General features: G+C 62.4%; 15 protein-coding genes and 1 pseudogene. 8 read left to right on the top strand and 8 right to left on the bottom strand.

Features of this window, described 5'->3' with window-relative positions:
- Positions 1–58: 58 nt before the first annotated feature.
- Positions 59–382 (bottom strand): hypothetical protein, encoded by a 324-nt coding sequence (locus HWX31_RS08170; RefSeq protein WP_059616766.1) that lies wholly within the window; start codon positions 380–382, stop codon positions 59–61.
- Between the two features lie 1840 nt (positions 383–2222).
- Here HWX31_RS08170 and HWX31_RS08175 point away from each other — a divergent pair.
- Positions 2223–3539 carry a replication initiation protein gene (locus HWX31_RS08175; RefSeq protein ID WP_059616764.1) on the top strand — a complete coding sequence of 439 codons (1317 nt, stop codon included), beginning with the start codon at positions 2223–2225 and terminating at the stop codon, positions 3537–3539.
- A gap of 45 nt (positions 3540–3584) precedes the next feature.
- Here HWX31_RS08175 and HWX31_RS08180 read toward each other — a convergent pair whose 3' ends face one another.
- The 3 genes from HWX31_RS08180 to HWX31_RS08190 form a co-directional block, all read right to left on the bottom strand.
- Positions 3585–4610, bottom strand: coding sequence for a ParB/RepB/Spo0J family partition protein (locus HWX31_RS08180; RefSeq protein WP_174959289.1), 1026 nt, complete (start codon positions 4608–4610; stop codon positions 3585–3587).
- On the bottom strand, positions 4603–5298 hold the full coding sequence (locus tag HWX31_RS08185) for a ParA family protein (protein WP_059616760.1): 696 nt from the start codon (positions 5296–5298) through the stop codon (positions 4603–4605). Before HWX31_RS08185 ends, HWX31_RS08180 begins: the two co-directional genes overlap by 8 nt.
- Positions 5299–7502: 2204 nt before the next feature.
- Positions 7503–8621 (bottom strand): MBL fold metallo-hydrolase, encoded by a 1119-nt coding sequence (locus tag HWX31_RS08190; RefSeq protein WP_174959287.1) that lies wholly within the window; start codon positions 8619–8621, stop codon positions 7503–7505.
- 81 nt (positions 8622–8702) lie between these two features.
- Here HWX31_RS08190 and HWX31_RS08195 point away from each other — a divergent pair, with 81 nt between their 5' ends.
- The 6 genes from HWX31_RS08195 to HWX31_RS08220 all read left to right on the top strand — a co-directional run bounded on the left by HWX31_RS08195 (position 8703) and on the right by HWX31_RS08220 (position 13164).
- Positions 8703–9347: a TetR/AcrR family transcriptional regulator gene (locus HWX31_RS08195; RefSeq protein WP_174959285.1), complete on the top strand. Its 645-nt coding sequence runs from the start codon at positions 8703–8705 to the stop codon at positions 9345–9347.
- A gap of 162 nt (positions 9348–9509) precedes the next feature.
- Complete coding sequence (locus HWX31_RS08200) at positions 9510–10001, top strand: flavodoxin family protein (RefSeq protein WP_174959283.1); 492 nt, start codon at positions 9510–9512, stop codon at positions 9999–10001.
- Between the two features lie 388 nt (positions 10002–10389).
- Complete coding sequence (locus HWX31_RS08205) at positions 10390–11088, top strand: ProQ/FinO family protein (protein ID WP_174959368.1); 699 nt, start codon at positions 10390–10392, stop codon at positions 11086–11088.
- A gap of 538 nt (positions 11089–11626) precedes the next feature.
- Positions 11627–11905 carry a metal/formaldehyde-sensitive transcriptional repressor gene (locus tag HWX31_RS08210; RefSeq protein ID WP_059970674.1) on the top strand — a complete coding sequence of 93 codons (279 nt, stop codon included), beginning with the start codon at positions 11627–11629 and terminating at the stop codon, positions 11903–11905.
- An 8-nt stretch (positions 11906–11913) separates the two neighbouring features.
- Positions 11914–12969, top strand: coding sequence for a CDF family Co(II)/Ni(II) efflux transporter DmeF (dmeF, locus tag HWX31_RS08215; RefSeq protein WP_174959281.1), 1056 nt, complete (start codon positions 11914–11916; stop codon positions 12967–12969).
- Between the two features lie 3 nt (positions 12970–12972).
- On the top strand, positions 12973–13164 hold the full coding sequence (locus HWX31_RS08220; protein ID WP_042585350.1) for a DUF1289 domain-containing protein: 192 nt from the start codon (positions 12973–12975) through the stop codon (positions 13162–13164).
- Between the two features lie 163 nt (positions 13165–13327).
- Here the strand turns inward: HWX31_RS08220 and HWX31_RS34880 are convergent, their stop codons facing one another.
- The gene (locus HWX31_RS34880; protein ID WP_232427644.1) at positions 13328–13609 is read right to left on the bottom strand and encodes a hypothetical protein; all 282 of its coding nucleotides are present in this window, start codon (positions 13607–13609) and stop codon (positions 13328–13330) included.
- Between HWX31_RS34880 and HWX31_RS08225 the strand changes: the two genes are divergently transcribed.
- The gene (locus tag HWX31_RS08225) at positions 13608–15557 is read left to right on the top strand and encodes a TonB-dependent receptor (RefSeq protein WP_244143681.1); all 1950 of its coding nucleotides are present in this window, start codon (positions 13608–13610) and stop codon (positions 15555–15557) included. The genes HWX31_RS34880 and HWX31_RS08225 overlap by 2 nt on opposite strands.
- Here HWX31_RS08225 and HWX31_RS08230 read toward each other — a convergent pair.
- The 3 genes and pseudogenes from HWX31_RS08230 to HWX31_RS08240 all read right to left on the bottom strand — a co-directional run.
- Positions 15470–15724: pseudogene (locus HWX31_RS08230) on the bottom strand (ferritin-like domain-containing protein); the annotation flags it as partial. The gene HWX31_RS08225 and the pseudogene HWX31_RS08230 sit on opposite strands and share 88 nt — an antisense overlap.
- On the bottom strand, positions 15723–17927 hold the full coding sequence (locus HWX31_RS08235; protein ID WP_174959277.1) for a glucosidase family protein: 2205 nt from the start codon (positions 17925–17927) through the stop codon (positions 15723–15725). The pseudogene HWX31_RS08230 and the gene HWX31_RS08235, both read right to left, overlap by 2 nt.
- A complete protein-coding gene (locus HWX31_RS08240; RefSeq protein ID WP_174959275.1) occupies positions 17924–18238 on the bottom strand; it encodes a hypothetical protein in 315 nt (104 codons plus the stop codon). The genes HWX31_RS08235 and HWX31_RS08240 overlap by 4 nt, the downstream gene beginning before the upstream one ends.
- Positions 18239–18515 lie beyond the last annotated feature (277 nt).

Genomic DNA, 18515 nt, shown 5'->3' on the forward strand with positions numbered 1-18515 from the left:
GGCGGGGGCAAGCGGCGCACCGTGCCGTCATCGCACGGCGCACGCGCCCGGAGAACGCTTACTGGCTCGCGCCGGCAGCGGCCCCTGCCTTCTTCTCTGCGTCCTGCAGGTTCTTCGGATAATTCGGATCATTGGCCGCGGGCTTGTATCCCGCGTCTTCGAGTTTCTTCAGCTCGGCGTTGTTCTTCGCGCGCGCAGCCTTGCGCTCGGCCTTGTGTTTCGCGCGAGCTTCCTTGCGTGCCTGCGCCTTTGCCGCCTTGGCATCCTGCGCCTGCGCCGCGGGTTCGCTGGCCGGCGCCTGGGCATACGCCGGTGCCACGCCGCCGATCAGGAGCGCCGCAGCGGCAGCGACGAGCGTGAGCCTTCTGGTTTGGATACGCATCAGTGAACTCCTTCTTCTGATTGATTACAGATTGAAGTACGTCGAGATACCCCCTGCGACCGAACGGTGGATACGTCGATCGGGGCCTGTGAATCATAACTGCGTCGCCGCACCAGTGGCGATATGGAAACCGCCGCACGGCGCATGCGTCGCGGTGTAACGACATCGTTGATCGCGGTCACGTTCCCTCGATTGACGTCTTCCCATAAACGACCACCCAAAGCTTCGGGACGATTGCGCGTCCGGCCTGTCCGTCCGTATCGCGACATTCGTGAGTGCCACGGGGCCCAGGACACGGGAATGGTGAGGATTTTCGGGAGCTGCGAGCAGGATCGCCTGTGGTGAGCCAAGGACGTGCCTTCGGGTTCACGTTGGGCGCCGCGTTGCCCGGCTGATGGGTGGACGTGTCGAGAATGGATTTCGGAGATGCAAAGGTAGAAATTTGCGGTGACCTTCTCGCAGATCCGTTGTGCGTGAACGTGCTCATGCAGCCTTATCCACAGATCGCCCTGTTTCATCGGGTTGCCGGGTGCGACGTCTCGTGGAACCCGTCGCATTGCCACAGGACGTCGACACAGGAGCTACTGTGCGTTGCGTCAGCTGCCGGAACACAGGGCTGGTAGCCTCGGGCAAACGTCGACGTGTCCCGGCGGCTAACGACACAGCGCACCATAGACGGGAACCTATCGACAGAAAAACGGCATTTCCCTTCGATTCGTTCCCATAGCTTTATACGTTTCGATGAATGTGAGTATGTACTCACGTCGAAATGACCTCTTCTATGCGGAAAGGCCCGCCAGACGGTGCGATGCGCGTGTCGGATCGGCACGAACCCTCGAAGAGCGGCGCTTGATTGCGCGTTGGCAGGTCGTCTGGTAGCGGTTTATGGGGTGGCTTTTTTCCAGAAGCACACAGTGTGTTTACATCTTTAGAAAGCAACGTTTACTTCTTTAACTACTTTTAGAAGCCTCACAGGCTTGCCTGACAAGGGTTTGAGCGGTGTTCGGTACCCATTTGTGGGAGGGAAGGTAGAAGGGTTTGGGGTCTCAGGTCTGTGGATTTGGGGAATTGGGTACCTCGGGATGGGGAATCGGGGCTGTGGATATGGTGGGAGGGTTCCCGTTTATGGGAATTTGACGGTGGAATGCCGCTGGTAGCCGTCTATGGGAAGCACCAATGGTACCCGTCTATGGGGGGATTCGGACACGCTGTCGCGCGACGAATGTCCACAAGGATCATCTTGGGTAGCCATTTGTGGGGCTCTTTGAAGGTATCCGTTTATGGGAGTTGGGCCAACGTGTGCCGAACAGGATTCGGATACCTGGCGGGTCCTGCCTTCCCATAAACAGGATCGCTTCGACGGAAAGGGAGCCTTTTATGGGGGCTTTAAAAGGTTGCCAGCTATGGGATCGATCCGGAGGCGTTACGACCTGAGCCGCGCGAACATCGAAATACACGAGGATCGAAAGGTACCCATTCATGGGAAACCGTCAAGGTTGCAAGTTATGGGAGAAAAATGCCGAGCTGCTGCATGGCACCACGAATCCGGCGGCCGATCGTGGTTCCGCCCGTCTGATTCCCATAAAAGGTTACCTTCGATGAGGCTCAAGCCCGGCTCGCTTCGGTCGCAACCCGCCAAAGGTAGCTGCTTTTGGGAAGGGACTCCGCGAAAAGGTAGATGCTTATGGGGGCTTGCGAGCATTGCCTCGCAAAAAAATCTCCTTTGTGCTTGATGAGTTAGCCACGATTGTGCATGTGACCTGCGAGCTGGGACATTGCCGGCGGCGGCGAAAAGGTATAAATTCCGCCCTCAACAAGGTCACCTTATCCGGACACCACGATGCCGCGAAAGCCCGCAAGCAAAGGCTCCGACAAACAGGTCTCGCTGTTCCAGACGCCCGAGCCTCCCGACTTGCTGCGCAAGGCGGTTCAAGCGATTCACATTGCACCCAAGTCGGGAAAGATCGGTCTGCAGCAGCGCAAGATGTTCAGTTCGCTGATCAAGAACGCGCTTCGGCAGGAAGCGTTCGAGCCGGGCCGCACGAGCTTTTCGATCTCGATTGCCGCGCTCTCGCACGAAAGCGGACTGAACAGCAACAACACGAAGTACGTGAAGGACACGGTGAACTCGCTCATCAGCACCGTCGTCAACTGGGACTATCTGGCCGGGGACCGCTCGACCGTCTGGAAGGCGTCGGGCCTGCTGGCCGGCGCGGAACTCGAGCAATCGGTGCTGAAGTACAGCTTTTCGGACCAGATTCGCAGCGAACTGCTCAATCCGGAGATCTACGCGCTCATCGATATGCGGATCGCGCGCGAGTTCCGGCGCTCGCATTCGCTCGCGCTGTGGGAAAACACGGTGCGCTACGAAGGAATCGGCATTACCGCGAAGATTCCGTTGCCGAAATTCCGCGACCTCATCCTGGGGCAGGACAAGGCGTCGCAGTCGTACAAGGAATACAAGCTGTTCAAGAGCAAGGTCCTGGTGCCGTGCATTCAGGAGGTCAACGAAGTATCGGACCACACGCTCGAGCTGATCGAGCACAAGTCCGGACGCAGTGTGGAGGCGGTCCAGTTCAAGGTGACGCGCAAGCAGAGCGCGGATACCGTGGAGGACGGCGACGTCAAGAACGAAGCGCTCGTCGAGGAAGTGGCCAAGTTCGGGGTCCCGCGTTCGGAGGCTCGTCGGCTGATTTCCCAGTACGGCGTGCAACGCATCAAGGCCGCGATTGCCTACACGCTCAATCGGACTACGAAAAAGAACGCGGCGCCGATCGATAATGTCGGCGCGTATTTTCGCAAGGCGTTGACGCACGGTTACACGTTGTCGGACGGCCTGGCGACGGAGACGGCGACGCCGGCGAAAGAGACGGCGCAGAGCAAGCAGGAGCAGATCCGCGACAAGTATCTCGCCGCCAAGATCGATGAGGCGGGCGCGTATTTCCGCGAACTGGAAATCGATGACCAGACCAAGCTTATCGAGCGCTACAACGAGACGGTGACCGGTTCGAAGGACCTGACGTTGTCGCCGAAGAAGAAGGCGAGCAAGCTTGCGCAAACCAGCTTCTTCAGATGGCTGGCGCTGGATACCTGGGGCGAACCGACTTCGGACGACCTGCTGGAATTCCTGCTCAGAAGCAGTCTCGCAGCAAACTGATAAAAAACCTCGCAGCTTCCCTGCGAGGTTTTTTATTTGGGCAGCTTACTTTTGTGCGGTGGGCAGCTCGGCGACGTAGGCGTCGATCACGGCTTTGAGCTTGTCGGCGAGCGCTTCCTGATGAGTGGTGTCGACGCCTTTGAGCTGCAGGTCGACACGTCCGTCGGGATACGTCTTCAACTGCCCGATCGTCCGCGATTCGACTGCGAAATCGTGGCGCACGCTGTACCGAGTCCGTCCCGCCTTTTTGTTCCCGTCGTTCTGCGCACGCAGGAAGTTCTCGAGGTCGCGCACGGACTTTTTCCGGTCGATGACGGCAGAGAGCAGGCGGTCCGCGGTCGGTTCGCCCAGCCGCTCGAAGATCAGCTTCAGGAAATAGGCGGCCTGCAGGCCGACCACGTCGTTTGCGGCGGCCATCCGCTCGAGGAGCGTGGTGGTCAGGGCATTGAGCGACAGCGTCTTGCTGATGGTCGCCTTGTCCTTGCCGATCTTTTCCGCCAGCGTGTTCTGGTCGGGGAACACCTTCTCGTCGAGAAGGCGCTTCCATGCGACTGCATCGTCGAAGATCGTCTGGCGCTCGTGATCGTGGTTCGCGCGATAGGCGATCGTGTAGAGCTGCTCGGGCGTGTGATCCGTGCGGAAGGTGGCGTTGATGGTTTCGTCGCCGTTGATGCTCGTGGCGCGCAGCCGGCGCTGCCCGTCGATCACGACCAGCTTGCCGGGGAACTCCGGTAGCCGTGTCACCTTGATCGGCTCGATCTGCCCTTCCCGTTTCAACGTCAGCGCGAGCTCGTGCAGGCTCGATTCCGAATAGAACACCCGCGGATTGAACGGGTTCGGAATGCAGTCCTTCACGGCAACCTTTTGCGGGGCGCCGAGATCCTCCGCATCGGCGGGCAGCGTCACGACCGCTTTGACCGCAGGCGTCGCGACAGCGGTCAACGGCGTGACGGGCGGTTCGGGCAGCCGCGTCTCCAGCGCCGCGTTTTCCTGCGCAAGCCCGCGCAGCAGACCGGCCGCGAGATGGAGATTGCCCGTCGCCTTCTTTTCTTTCGATGTGTCTTTAGCCATGAGCGGTTCCGGTAGCGCGCGTCGACGCGATGTATTGGGCCATTTCGGTGACCAGCTTCTCGATCTCCGCACGGGCCTCCTTGAGGCCTTTCAGGTACCGATTGTGATGGTGGATGGTGGTGCCGAGCGCGAAGGTCTGTCGGTAGACCTCGCGTTGGGCGATCTGGCTGTCCAGCAGATGCTCCCCTATTTCTTCTGCTTTTAGAATTTTTAAAATCTCTTCACGCATTTTAGTTTTTCCATTGACGCTATTGAGCATCAGCGCGGAAGAAAGACTAGGGTTACGTACCGCTCGCATGGATTCGATCATGCGAATCATGGCGACGGTGCTGTACAGATCCGCGGGCGATGGCGACAGCGGTACGAGGCAGAAGTCGGCGACTTCGAGCACCGATGCGATGCGCGGATCCTCGAGGTTGCCGGGGCAGTCGACGACGATCACGTCGAAATGTGCGTCCTGCTTCTTGATCTCCCCACCGATTCCTCGACCGGCCGGGGCGAGCGAAAGAACGGTCATCGGGAGTGTGTTCTCGCCGCTTGTGACCCATCTGACGGATGTTCCCTGGGGATCGGCGTCGATGAGCGCAACTTTGTTTCCGCCCGCCTCGAAGGCTGCGGCGATGTTGACGGAGATGGTTGTCTTTCCAGTACCACCCTTTTGATTGCTGACGGCGATCTTGAAAGCCATTAAATTCCTCCAAGGAGTTTTGCGCAATATATGCATTTTTTGGAGAAATGTCCAGACAAGATGTTCCTTTTGAGAAACGCAGACGAGCGATGTTGTTGTCACGTGACAAGTGGCAGAACGGCCAACGTTCTGGAGAGCACCCGATACAAGCCATGCATCTAGAACCAATAGCAATTTTGGCTGACTTCATCTTCTCAACGGAGCGGACGATCAACGAGATGATTCAAAACGGATGCCCACAACTAGATTTTGGAATCTCACTCGATTGATCTTTTGCGAGTGTCTATAACAATGCGGTGCCTTGTTCAATCGCATGATGGCCGGCCGGAAGATATGCAGTTGTCACGTGACAATTTGCCATGGAGATGGACGACCCGGGGTGGACAAGTTGATCACTCATCGGCGAGTTGCTTAATTCCAAATCGTAGCGATCGATTTGATGATTGGTGTGGCGACCAAATAGCGAGTTGTCACGTGACAATTGCGGTGGTGAGCGTCAACAAGCTTCGTGCCGATCGAAATTGGATCATGCAGGGGAGGCGAGATATCTCTAAGGATGAACGACAGGAGAACTTGCGATGGACCAGTACTCATCGCTTGCCGACGAGTTGTCACGTGACAACAGGCGACTGTATCGAGGATTTGCTCTTGTTTGAGGGGTGGCAGCAGGTTGAGGGGTGGCAGCAGGGATCGGCAGGTTGCCGGACCCGCAGAGGTAGATTGACAGTCTGCGTTGACGATCTGCGGCAGCGTCTAGATTCAATGGCGTCATTGGGTTCAAGCCATTGCGTTGCAACGGCCTCGATGCGCGCGCTTTTCGTGAGAGTTGTGTATTCCCTTCCACGAGTCAGGGCGCAGGCCTTTTCAAAGCGGGGCGCAGTTCGCAGGGGCACCCGGAAGCGAGTCCTCTCGCTATGATATGGCCCCATTAATGATGGGCTTATCCACGAAGTTGATCAAACGGCTTCTTGACGCATATGGTGCAGTATCGAGCACTCCCATGCCGAACGATTGAACTTGCGTGTGGCTCAGGTAGTTGGAGCGTCAGTTGCTCGATCCGGAATGTTATTGGGCCCACAGAGGTCATCCGAGATGGCCGGACGCAGGTATCGGATAGGCGTCAATCCACATCGTGAAACATCTGTGCGAAATAGGGGTATGCTCGCAAACCCATGACTGGCAAGGGTTTCGGGGCGATTCTTCATGTTGTTTCACGCATATTCGGTGGATTCGCTGCCGAAAACAGGGGCAAATGACGATCCGTGAGGTGCGCGCGTCATCTCCTTGGCAAATTGCTGTTTTTCATTTCAATTGCAACGTATTTCGTAGTTATCGATACATATTTGGCCGATGAATCCAAAATCCTGACTTGAATGCGATGCGATAGCGTATCTCGAGGCGGATGCGCGGCGAGTGAGTTGTCACGTGACAACGCGATATCCCGTTCCTCATCACGCTCGGAAAAAACAGCGATGCTTGACGAAGGCGCGAACGAAGGAGGGCCGATAGCAATGTCGCTATTGTCGATGCGCGTTTGGAAAAGAAGCGCTCCGGGAACTCGAGCCATTGGATAGAGCAGGGCAGAGGACTACGCGGTTTGCATATCGAACTTGCCGCTTGTATTGCGATTCGGGCAGCAGGACGGCCGATACCTCGACAAACATCCACGCCTGAATTCCCGCTTCGTTTGAATTGATGCAGATGGCTATTTCGATTGAGCAGTTGTGAGTCGCCCTGCCATTCGAGCACAACCGCGTTGCCCTGCGCGAAGTTGTGCTCGTGTCCGAGTCCGCACTTTGCAGGCGACCACACGAAGGACGAATATCGAAGGATTTGTTTTTCGCGTGACGTCGGGAGCCGGGCCGCACTCACACCCAAGCACTTGATTAGCGCGCTAAGTCGCTATCTCGCCGCGACGAAATGAAACGTGGAATGCGAGAGGTAGGGCGATGTGGAGGCAGCCAGTAGACGTGCTGAATGCTCCGGTGCCTAACAAGAATCGCCCGCCTGAAACGCCTCGCAGCTCAGTCTCTGCCTCCCGCGAAATCCGGTATTTCAAACGACGAACGAGAATGTCCGTCGCCACGATCGTTTGCCCCGAGGAGTGCGGTCGTCGGGGCGAGCACGCGCGGCCGTCCAGCGCCGCCAAGCCGTTCCCCGGTAAATGTACGACGCGTGGACTAACACGCCCGAACAAGCAACGCTCACCTGGCCGCCCGCGACGCACAAATCGCCAGCCTCAGCGACTTCGCCGCTTCGACTTTCTCGTCGACGCTGCGCCACCACCGCTCGCCGCGATGCGGCGCAGCCAGTGTCAGACGTTCGCCCATGCGCGGCGTCGACAGTTCGACGCCGCGTGCTGCCGCCAGCGCCGTCACGCGCTCGAACGGCTCGTGCCAGCGGTGCATCGCCAGATCGAACGTGCCATTGTGAATCGGCACCAGCCAGCGGCCGCGCAGATCCATATGTGCCTGCACGGTCTCTTCGGGTTGCATGTGGACATACGGCCATTGCGCGTCGTACGCACCCGTTTCGATCAGCGTCACGTCGAACGGCCCGAGGCGTTCGCCGATGGTCCTGAAGCCATCGAAGTAGCCGGTGTCGCCGCTGAAGAACACGCGCAGATCGTCGTCGACGATGACCCACGACGCCCACAGCGTGCTGTTGCCGTCGAACAGGCTACGACCGGAGAAATGCTGCGCAGGCGTCGCGGTCAGTGTCAGGCCGTCGATCTCCGCGTTTTGCCACCAGTCGAGCTGGTGCACCTTCGCCGCGTCGATGCCCCATTCGATCAGGCGATCGCCGACGCCGAGCGGTGTCAGGAACACGCCGGTCGTCGCGGCCAGCGCGAGCACCGTGTCGCGGTCCAGGTGGTCGTAGTGATCATGCGACAGGATCACGCCGCGTAGCGGCGGCAGGTCGGCGAGCGCGATCGGCGGCGCATGGAACCGCTTGGGGCCGAGGCGCCGGAATGGCGACGCACGCTCGGCGAACACGGGATCGGTCAGCCAGAACTGGCCGCGCAGCTTGAGCAACAGCGTCGAATGGCCGAGCCGGTACAGACTGCGGTCGGGCGCCGCGTCGAGATGCGCGCGGGTGAGCGTATCGACCGGAAGGGCGCCCGCCGGCACCGCGCCGCGCGGCTTGTTGAACAGCATGTTCCACATGATGCCGAGCATCTTTCCGAGTCCTTCGGCCGGACGCGGCGCAACATTGAGGAAGCGTTCGCCGTCGTGTTGCGGCGACCCAGCGGACGATATGCGGCCGCGTTTCGCGGCGGAGAAGCCCAGCGTGCGATGAACGAAATCGGGGAACGATGTCATGGAAGCCATCCGAATTGAAAATACACTGCACAGTGTAGTTTATCTTCGGAGAAAGTAAACTGATGGGTGTAAAATTCGGAAATGAATACGAGTGCCACTCATCAACGTCTGACCGATCGAAAGCGGGCGGCCATCATCAGCGCCGCGATCGAGGAATTTCTTGCGGCCGGCTACGACGCGACCAGCATGGACCGCATCGCGGCACGCGCGGATGTCTCGAAGCGCACGGTCTACAACCACTTTCCGAGCAAGGACGCGCTGTTTGCCGCGATCCTGCACCAGCTCTGGGACGCATGCCAGACAGGCAGCCTGCCCGCCTATTGCGGCGACGCGCCGTTGCGCGGGCAACTGCTCGAATTGCTGGCGCGCAAGCTGCGCCTCCTCAACGATGCGTCTTTCATTGCACTCGCACGGGTCGCGATCGGCGCCGCCATTCATTCACCCGAGCGCGCGCGCGACATGGTCGAGCGTTTCGGCGAGCGGGAGGAAGACGTGACGGTATGGATTCGCGCGGCTGCCGCGGCCGGCCGGCTCACGGCGCCGGACCCGGCCTTCGCGTCGCTTCAGTTACTGGGTGCGATAAAGGCGTTCGCATTCTGGCCGCAGGTGACAATGGGCCAGCCGCCGCTCGACGAAGCGGCACAGAAGCGGGTAGCCGAGTCCGCAGCCGACATGTTTCTCGCGTATTACGAGCGCAAGCGGGGCGACGACGGGAACGATCGTTGAAGATATGTGGAACCGCGCCATCTCGAGAACCCGACGTTTGATCTACATTGAAAGCGCGCCGATGCTGATACCGATGCCGCACGGATCGCGCGAGCGAGTGCCGCATCGCGTCGCCGCGAAATGGCCGGCGCCGTGCATCGGGCGGGAGGCACACGAACATCGATGAAAACGCTGCTGATCGTCTATCACACGATGACCGGAGGCACGCAGCAGATGGCCGAGGCGGCCGCGAGCGCGGCGCGCGAACAGGCCGGCGTGTCGGTCAGGCTGCAGCGCGCGGACGAGACGAGCCCGGACGACGTGCTGGCGGCCGATGCATATCTGTTCGCGACGCCTGAGAATCTCGCCGCGATGTCAGGGTTGATGAAGGATTTCTTCGATCGCTGCTATTACGCGGCGCTCGACCGCGTGAACGGGCGCCCGTACGCGGCGATGATCTGCGCCGGCAGCGACGGGCAGAACGCATTGCGCCAGATCGATCGCATCGCGACCGGCTGGCGTCTCAATAATGTGGCGCCGGGCCTGATCGTGTGCACCCATGCACAGACGACCGAGCGCATCCTCGCACCGAAGACGATCGGCGCGGAAGATCTCGCGCGCTGCGCCGAACTCGGCGCCGGCCTCGCGGCTGGTCTAGCGCTCGGCGTGTTTTGACGAAGAGACGCAAGTCCCGGCGGACCGGGGCGAAGCCGGCGCGGGCCTCGTACTCCCATAAACGGCTACGTTGCGCGCCGAAGCAGCCGCGGCCGCGACTTCGGCCGCATAGCTTGCCATCACGCCGGCAATGCCTGACCGTGCAACGAAAGAGATTCGCCAGTCCGTCAGACGTGACGCGCGCGGTATACTCCTGTCCTGCGTTCCATCCGGCAGCGAGGCCGGGTGCCCGAACAGATGCGTGTGACATGCTGCTCATGCCGTATCTTCCGTGTCGGTGACGGAGTGGCCGAAAGCCGCCATCCAGATCCGTTGCGCGATGCACGGCGCGGGCTCGCGCGGTTTGCGCGGTGGAAGCCACGCTCAATATTCCTGGTGGATTGAATTTATGGGTTTTGAACAACTTGCCGCTCTGCGGGATCAACTCGCGGCGAAGGCCAAGCAGGAGCGGAATACGAAGCGCGCGAAGGCGCAGCCGGATTCCGGAACCAAGCCGTCGTCCGGCGGCAAGCCGGCTTCGGGGGCCAAGTCACCGTCCGGTGCGAAGGCGGCTTCGGGCGTGAAGGCGTCGTCCGGTGCGAAAGCGCCTTCGGGCGCAAGACCGTCGTCCGGCGGCAAGCCGTCGGCGCCGGTCGATCCGGTCGTCGTAGCGATCGGCAAGCTGCAGAAACGCTTCCCGCTGGCGTTCCCGAAGAATCCGGCGCCGAAGGTGCCGCTGAAGGTCGGCATCTGGGCGGATCTCGCCGGCCAGGCGCAGGCAGTGGGGCTGACCGAAGCCGAGCTGCGCGACGCAATGTCGACCTGGTGCCGCGGCAACCGTTACTGGTCCTGCCTGGTCGAGGATGCGGTGCGTGTCGATCTGCAAGGCAACGAAGCCGGGCGGGTGTCGAAGGACGACGCGGCGCGCGCGCGACGGCTAAAGGCGCGCGGCCCGAAGAGGAAGGGGCCCGCACAAGCCGCGAAGGCGGATGCGCAGCCGGAAAAGGCCGAGGCTCAGGCTCAGCAGGCCGAAACCGCCGAGCCGCAAACGACGGACACCGCGACGCAAGCGGCGCCGGTCGAGCCGCAAGCAGCGAAAACCGAGTAACGCGCCGACGCGATACCGCGACCGCCGGCGTGTCCTGGACCGTCGGCGGCGCAAGCAGGGTTCTCCGGGGGCAATGTGCGGCACTTCCGGACTTGTCCCTATCACGCGATCCCAGCGTGCACATTCCCCGTCATCTTCAGTTGGTTTGCGCGAATGCCGTCGCGACCGTGCGACGGCGGGTTCGAATACCCGCTCAATGAGCCCCGGACAGTCGACGCGCCGACGACTTCGCTTGCGGCTTCCGTTTCGTTATCCTGATTGATCGTGGAGATTTCCCGACGCTGGCGATGCGCCGGGTGCTCGTCTGTCCGGCGGAATCCATAGTCGGCACGGGCAGCGCGCCGCAGGTGGTGCGCTGCCCGGAGATGCCGCTCGCCACGCCGGGGTAGCGTGTGGATCGACCTGGACGATTCGGATGACGAAGAGACTATTCGGCCCGCAATCGCGTGATGCCACGCGTTCCAGATGATATACCCCTGTACCCTATATTGTTTTGAGCCTATGAGGTATACTCCCCCTCCCTATATGGAGGCCAATGATGAGTCACACCGTCCGCGAAAAACAGAAGCTGCTCAATCGGGTCCGCCGCATCAAGGGGCAGATTGAGGCGATCGAGCGCGCGCTCGAGGAAGAGCGCGGCTGCAACGAGGTCCTGCAGCAGATCACGAGCTGTCGTGGCGCGATGAACGGGCTGCTGGCCGTCGTGCTCGAGGATCACATTCGCACGCACCTCGTCGATGCCGAGCACGACGGCGGTCATGACGAGGGCAGCGCGACCGAGCAACTGATCGAAGTCGTGCACAGCTACTTCAAGTGAGACACGACATGAGCGATTTCAAGGATGCGGCATTCGGCGCGGGACACGACCACATTTTCCTGGGCGCGGCGCACGAGCAGAACGAACGCAGGACGTGGGCGGTGATTGCGCTGTGCAGCGTGATGATGGTCGCGGAAATCGTTGGCGGAAGCATGTTCGGCTCGCTGGCGCTCGTCGCCGACGGCCTGCACATGTCCACGCACGCGGGGGCGATGCTGATCGCGGCGCTGGCCTATACGTATGCGCGCAAGCATGCGGGCGACCGGCGGTTCGTATTCGGCACCGGCAAGCTCGGCGACCTCGCGGGATTCACGAGCGCGATCGTGCTTGCAATGATCGCGTTGCTGATCGGATACGAGGCGGTGTCGCGTTTTCTGTCGCCGGTGCCGATTCGTTTCGGCGAAGCGATTCCGATTGCGGTGCTCGGCCTGCTCGTCAATCTCGCAAGCGTGTGGCTGCTGGGCGGCGACCATCACGGCCATGGGCACGACCATCATCATGGCCACGGGCATCATCACGATCACGCGCATGGCCACGCTCATGACGAACACGCGCACGACGATGCATCGAAAACCGCATGCGTCGAGCACGATCACGATCATGGCGACGCGCACCCGCACGCGGCCACGACGCGCGATCACAACATCCGCTCGGCATACGCTCACGTGATGGCGGACGCGGCGGTATCGGTGCTCGCAATCGCCGGCCTCGTGCTCGCACGCGCATTCGGCTGGGTCTGGATGGACCCGCTGGCCGGCATCGTCGGCGCGCTGGTGATCGCGAACTGGTCGTACGGGCTGATGCGCGACACGGGCCGCATCCTGCTCGACATGGAATCGGATCCGCGATTCGCGCAGCGTGTGCGCAGCCTGATCGAAGACGGCGGAGACCGGGTGACGGACCTGCACGCCTGGCGTCTCGGGCCGGGCCACATGAGCGCGGTCGTGTCGGTGACCACACTTGACGGCGGCCGCGATGCGCGTTTCTACCATGACCTTCTCGATCACGTTGCAGGCCTTTCGCACCTGACCGTCGAAGTCGTGCATCCGCATTCGGCGGCGTAGGCGATGGCGGTCAAGTCACCTTGCATCGACGTCTGCTCGTTCGACCGCAGCACGGGCTTCTGCGTCGGCTGCTTTCGCACGCTCGAAGAAGCGCGCGCGTGGAAGAAGATGACCGACCATCGGCGGCATCAGATCGTCAATGACCGTGCGCGGCGGCAAGCGAAACTCAAGCGCGGCGGGCCGGCCGGACAGTAGCGCAATCCGGCCGCGCGTTCGTGACCGCATCATCGGAAACACCTTTGGCGAAAGCAAATTGTCAGAAATCGGAAATGCCGGTGCGATGAAACGCACCGTCTGACGCATGGCTTGTTGCAGGCAGGCGACAGATCGGGATATTGATTAAAAACGCGAATCATTATCATTTAATATTTCGAGATATTACAGGCCGCGGGTCGGACGCCGCGGCCTTTTTCATGTCTGCAGAAGCCGATCCGTCGACCGTTTTTCTTTCGTATCCGATGAAACTCAACAAGAATGCCTGCCGCGCGCTCCTGATCGCGACATCGCTCGCCGGCGCAAAAACGTCGTTTGCCCAGACAAGCGACACGCCGGCCACGCTGCCGACGATTTCCGTCAACGCCGCCGCCGAACGCGCGGCATACGATGCGAGTCGCTCGCGTTCGGCGACCAAGACCGACATGTCGCTGATGGACGTGCCGCAGACGGTGAACGTGGTGCCGCACGCGGTGATCGAGGACCAGAATGCGACGTCGATGCAGGACGCGTTGCGCAACGTGCCGGGCGTCGGCTTCTCGGTCGGCGACGGCCAGCGCGACCAGATCACGATTCGCGGCTTCAACAGCATCACCGACCAGTACGTCGACGGGATTCGCGACGACGCGCTGTACTACCGCGACCTGTCGAACGTCGAGCGCGTCGAAGTGCTGAAGGGGCCGGCTGCCGTGCTGTATGGCCGCGGCTCGGCGGGCGGCATAGTCAACCGCGTGCTGAAGCGGCCGCAGGCGAACCCGGTGCGCGACGTCGGCGTGACGCTCGGCACGCGCGGCGAGCGGCGCAGCGACTTCGACCTCGGCTGGAATGCGAACGACGCGGCGCGCTTTCGCATCACCGGCGCGGTGGAGAACTCGAACAGCTTCCGCGATCAGTTCCAGCTGAACCGTCAGGCAATCGCGCCGTCCGCGCAGTTCAAGCTGAGCCCGGACACGGTGCTCAACGTCGAGTTCGACTACCTGCACGACCGGCGCACCGCCGACCAGGGGATCCCCGCGTATCTTGGCCGGCCGGTCGACGTGCCGATCAACACGTACTACGGCTCGGCCGATGCGGCAAACAGTTCGTACAACGATGTGTCGGCGAAGAGTGCGACCGTGTCGCTCGATCATCGCTTCAGCGATTCGCTGTCGTTCCACGGCGCGATCCGTGCGTACGATTTCTCGCTCGAGCGGAAGAACTACGTGACGTTCCAGCCGATCAGGACCGCCGCGCGTCCGACCGTGACGCTCGACCAGTCGACGCGGCAGCGCACCGATCACGGCGTCGACGGCGTATTCGAGCTGACGCAGAAGACGGCGCTGTTCGGCATGCGCCACGAGCTGCTGTACGGGCTCGAGCTGTCGCAGCAGCAGAAGTTCGACACGATCTACAACGCGTCGAAGGTGGCAACCTACGATCTCTACCATCCGCAGCTCGTGAATCTGCCCGGCGTGCCGGCCGGCACGCCCGCGCGGACGAATGCGTCGACCGTCACCGGCCTCGTCGGCGTCTACGCGCAGGACCTGATCTCGCTGACGGAGCACTGGAAGGTGCTCGCCGGCTTGCGTTTCGACTACCTGAACCAGATCCGCCACGACTACACGCCATCGAACGTCAACCTCGACCGCACCGATCGCGCATGGAGCCCGCGCGTCGGCCTGATCTACGAGCCGCTCGACTGGCTCACGCTGTACGGGTCGTTCAGCCAGTCGTTCTCGCCGCTCGCCGATACGCTGATCAGTTCCGGCGCGTTCGCGAACGGCGCGGCGCTGGCGCCGCAGAAAACCACCGCGTACGAAATCGGTTCGAAGTTCGATCTCGGCGGCAAGGCGCTGGCGAGCATCGCGCTGTTCGACATGCGCCAGACGAACCAGCAGATCGGCGATCCGGCGCATCCCGGCTATGCGCTGCCGATCGGCACGCAGCACGTGCGCGGGATGGAACTGGGCTTCTCCGGCGAGATCGCGCCGAAGTGGTCGGTGTACGCCGGCTATGCGTATCTGAACGGCACGGTGGACGGCTCGCCGCAGGCGACGTCGGCCGGGCTGGCGCTGTCCAGCAACACGCCCGGGCTGATGCCGCGCCATAGCGCGAACCTGTGGTTGAAGCGCGAGCTGCCGTATGGTTTCTACGCAGCGTCCGGCGTGCAGTTCCAGTCGGCGCGCTACACGTCCGCGAGCGATCTCGTCACGCTGCCGTCGTTTACGGTGTTCAACCTCGGCGCCGGCTATCGCAGCAAGAAGGTCGATGTGACGCTGACGCTCGACAACCTGTTCGGCCGCCGCTACTACATCTCCGCGCACGGCAATGCCGACATGTACAACATGCCGGGCGCGCCGCGCACGCTGACCGCCACGGTCAAGTGGCACATGTAACGCACGTGCCGCACGCAGTCGGGCCGCGTCTCGAGCCAGTCGATGTGTTTCTCCGTGTCGTCGAGAATGTGCTCGCGGATTTCTCGCGACACGTAGTCCTGCGCCGATTCGCAATACGCGATCGCCTCCTTGCAGGTGGCCTGCGACGCCCGTTCGCGCTTCAGGTCATATGGCGCGAGGCGGCCGCTGCGCCGCGCCTTTCACGGCATTGGCGGCATCCCCTGCCGCCGCCTCCGTCGAGCCGCGCCGCGGCGTGTCGCCGCCGGCCGCGCGCGCTTCCCACCAGTACTTGCCCGCGCGCAATTGCGGATCCTGGATCGCCAGATATGTCGTGCTCCACAGTTGCGCGGCGTTCGCCTCCGTCACGTCGGCACTGCGCGTGCCGAACGCCTCCGTCTGGTATTGCCCGTTCGCGTACGACCACGACCACATCTCGGTCGAGCGCATGTCCTTCGCGTTCGCGATCACCTGCCAGATCTGCTGGCGTGCCTCCGCGAGCAGCGTGCGCACGTCGCTCGGCAAATCGGTGCGCGCGAGCTGACGGTCGAGGCCCGCGACCCACATCGCCTGCTGCCACGACCAGATCACCGTGCCGTGATACGCGGAGCTCGTGAAGCGCGGCCACAGCGTCGGGTCCGCGTACGCCGGATTCGCGATCAGCATGCCGACGTCGGTCACGAGACCGACCGGGAACGGCTGCATCACGTCGGTGACGATGCGCGCGAGCAGCGCGGGCGACGGATTGCCGAACAGCAGCACGAAGCCGCCGTCCGAGTGCATGATCGGAATCGGGTTGCCGCTCGCGTCGAGCGCGATCGCGTCGAACTGCAACGCCGTGTTCGGCACCACGGCGACCGGCACGCCCGCCTGCGGCGCATACGCGGCGAGCTTCGCGCGCGCGTCGTTCGGTGTAACGGCCACCTGGAAGTACGGCGGCGCGGCGCGCTCCCAGACATCGGCCGCCGCGCCCGCGTTCGCGAGCACGGCACGCTGGTCGGCGCTCAGGTACGGGTCGAGCAGCCCGCGTGCGAGGAAGTTGCTCGTCGCGCGCAGCGCGGCCGGCACGAGCGCGACATTCACGTCGTACGGGTAGACGCCGCCGCCGATGCCGTCGGTGCTGTCGCGCCAGTTGCCGACGATTTCGCCGGGACGCAGATGGATCAGGTTCGCAGCGAGCGCCTGCTGCGCGAACGGCTGCGCGGTCTGCGCGACGCGCAGCAGATTGGCGACGAAGCGGCTGCCGTTCGTCACGCCATCGCCGCCCTTTTGCGCGAGATACGCGGCGGCACGCGCCTGCCCGCGCGGATCCTCGATCAGCCAGTCCTCCATGATCGGCGCGAGCATGTAGTCGCCGTCGATCATCTTGTAGTCGTAGGCCGGCGTCGGATCGTTCGGGCGGCCGTGCTTCCGGTTGTCTATCAGCGCGAATTCGCCGATGCCTTCCTCGTGCGCGACCTTGCCGTCCGGCGACAGGCGGCTCAGCACCGAGCCGAGCCCGGCCTCGATCACGTCGGGCTGCAGCACCGGCATCAGCATGCGTACCGAGATCAGCGTGTCGCGGCCGAAGTAGGTGTCGTACTGCCACGAGCCCGCGAGCAGCTTGTCGCTGAAGCTCAGGAATTCGAATACGTTCTGGCTCAACGGATCGGGATTGACCGCCGACGTGAACAGATTCGCGTGCGTGATCGGCTGCAGCGGCGTCTCGCCGCTGAACGCCTCGATTCGCAGCCGCAGCACCGGCACGCCGGACGGCGATTGCAGCAGCAGCTTGCCGGCGCCGTCAGCGGCGATCGCATTGCCGTCGATCGCCGTGACGCGCAGCGCGTAGCCCGGCGCACCGTCGACGCGATTGCGCTGCCAGAGCGCGACGTTGCCGGACACGGACGGCTGCGCGACGATGTCGGTCGGCACGGTCGCGCCGCCGTTGTAGTCGCGCAGGAAGCGCACGGAGCTGAGCAGCGCCTGCCGGATCGACAGGTGGTTCGTATCGGCCGATACGTCGACGCGGATGCCGTACAGCGTCCGGCCCGACGCGTCCTGCGTGGTCGCGGGTGAAATCGGCGTGTCCTGGCGCCAGTTGACGGGCTGCGCCGTGTCGTCGAACCAGAGGCCCGTGCCGCTGTTGCCGGCCGGAAACACGACGAGCAGGCGCGGCTTCGTCGATGCGCGCATCAGCAGATGTGCGGCGATCTTGTCCTGCCGATAGAACGCGTTGATCTGTCCGCCGCGGTCGAGCCGGAACGCGAGCGCGGATGCGGGCGGATCACCATCGCCGGAAATGTCGTCGTGATCGGAACAGCTCGCGAGAAAGGCAATGAAAAAGGCGAATAAATAGCTGAAGATTTTCCTCGTATCAAGACGCGCCTTCATATCTCCTCCATTTGCTCGTGGGCAAGGGAAATCGTGTCGAAGAGCCCGATGAACGGGCGTCGCCTGGCGGCGAAGGCACTGCTGAATGACGCTTGAATCGGGATGCTCGCGGGATCGTGATGCGGATCGCGTGCCGACGCGGCAACGCGTGGTTGCTGTGCGCGTTGCGCGTGTAGCCGTAGCCGCCTGGGCCGGCAAGCCGTTGCTGCTGCCGGATGCGAGCCGGGTGGAATGCGGATGACGCGCGGCGCGCCGATGCGCACCACGCTCGCCGAGTGCGGCGCGAGCCTGTCGCGTATCGGCGGAAACATTTGGACTTCGGCTACGTCGCGTGCTGCGCGCTCGCTCCCACACGCAGGTGTGGTTCATCAGCACGATTGCATGCTAAACCATTCGTCACACGAATGGGGCGTGAATCAACAGCGGCGGGCCGGTGATCGGCATGTCGATGCTTACCTTGAACGCCGATGATCATCGAGCTGTTCGCCGCCGCGGCCGCCGTTTCGGCTTACGCGTCTTCTCCAGGCCGCCGCGGCTTTCCCGGCGTGCATACTCGGCCCTTCGATGCACGATCGAGCGTCGGCGGAC

Origin of the sequence: Burkholderia ubonensis (assembly GCF_902833085.1) — a bacterium.
Lineage (GTDB): Bacteria > Pseudomonadota > Gammaproteobacteria > Burkholderiales > Burkholderiaceae > Burkholderia > Burkholderia ubonensis.

What these genes read in the sequence shown, in the direction of transcription:
- HWX31_RS08170 (WP_059616766.1), bottom strand. Translation starts at nt 382, where the DNA reads ATGCGTATCCAAACCAGAAGGCTCACGCTCGTCGCTGCCGCTGCGGCG.
- HWX31_RS08175 (WP_059616764.1), top strand. Translation starts at nt 2,223, where the DNA reads ATGCCGCGAAAGCCCGCAAGCAAAGGCTCCGACAAACAGGTCTCGCTG.
- HWX31_RS08180 (WP_174959289.1), bottom strand. Translation starts at nt 4,610, where the DNA reads ATGGCTAAAGACACATCGAAAGAAAAGAAGGCGACGGGCAATCTCCAT.
- HWX31_RS08185 (WP_059616760.1), bottom strand. Translation starts at nt 5,298, where the DNA reads ATGGCTTTCAAGATCGCCGTCAGCAATCAAAAGGGTGGTACTGGAAAG.
- HWX31_RS08190 (WP_174959287.1), bottom strand. Translation starts at nt 8,621, where the DNA reads ATGACATCGTTCCCCGATTTCGTTCATCGCACGCTGGGCTTCTCCGCC.
- HWX31_RS08195 (WP_174959285.1), top strand. Translation starts at nt 8,703, where the DNA reads ATGAATACGAGTGCCACTCATCAACGTCTGACCGATCGAAAGCGGGCG.
- HWX31_RS08200 (WP_174959283.1), top strand. Translation starts at nt 9,510, where the DNA reads ATGAAAACGCTGCTGATCGTCTATCACACGATGACCGGAGGCACGCAG.
- HWX31_RS08205 (WP_174959368.1), top strand. Translation starts at nt 10,390, where the DNA reads ATGGGTTTTGAACAACTTGCCGCTCTGCGGGATCAACTCGCGGCGAAG.
- HWX31_RS08210 (WP_059970674.1), top strand. Translation starts at nt 11,627, where the DNA reads ATGAGTCACACCGTCCGCGAAAAACAGAAGCTGCTCAATCGGGTCCGC.
- dmeF (WP_174959281.1), top strand. Translation starts at nt 11,914, where the DNA reads ATGAGCGATTTCAAGGATGCGGCATTCGGCGCGGGACACGACCACATT.
- HWX31_RS08220 (WP_042585350.1), top strand. Translation starts at nt 12,973, where the DNA reads ATGGCGGTCAAGTCACCTTGCATCGACGTCTGCTCGTTCGACCGCAGC.
- HWX31_RS08225 (WP_244143681.1), top strand. Translation starts at nt 13,608, where the DNA reads ATGTCGCTGATGGACGTGCCGCAGACGGTGAACGTGGTGCCGCACGCG.
- HWX31_RS34880 (WP_232427644.1), bottom strand. Translation starts at nt 13,609, where the DNA reads ATGTCGGTCTTGGTCGCCGAACGCGAGCGACTCGCATCGTATGCCGCG.
- HWX31_RS08235 (WP_174959277.1), bottom strand. Translation starts at nt 17,927, where the DNA reads ATGAAGGCGCGTCTTGATACGAGGAAAATCTTCAGCTATTTATTCGCC.
- HWX31_RS08240 (WP_174959275.1), bottom strand. Translation starts at nt 18,238, where the DNA reads ATGTTTCCGCCGATACGCGACAGGCTCGCGCCGCACTCGGCGAGCGTG.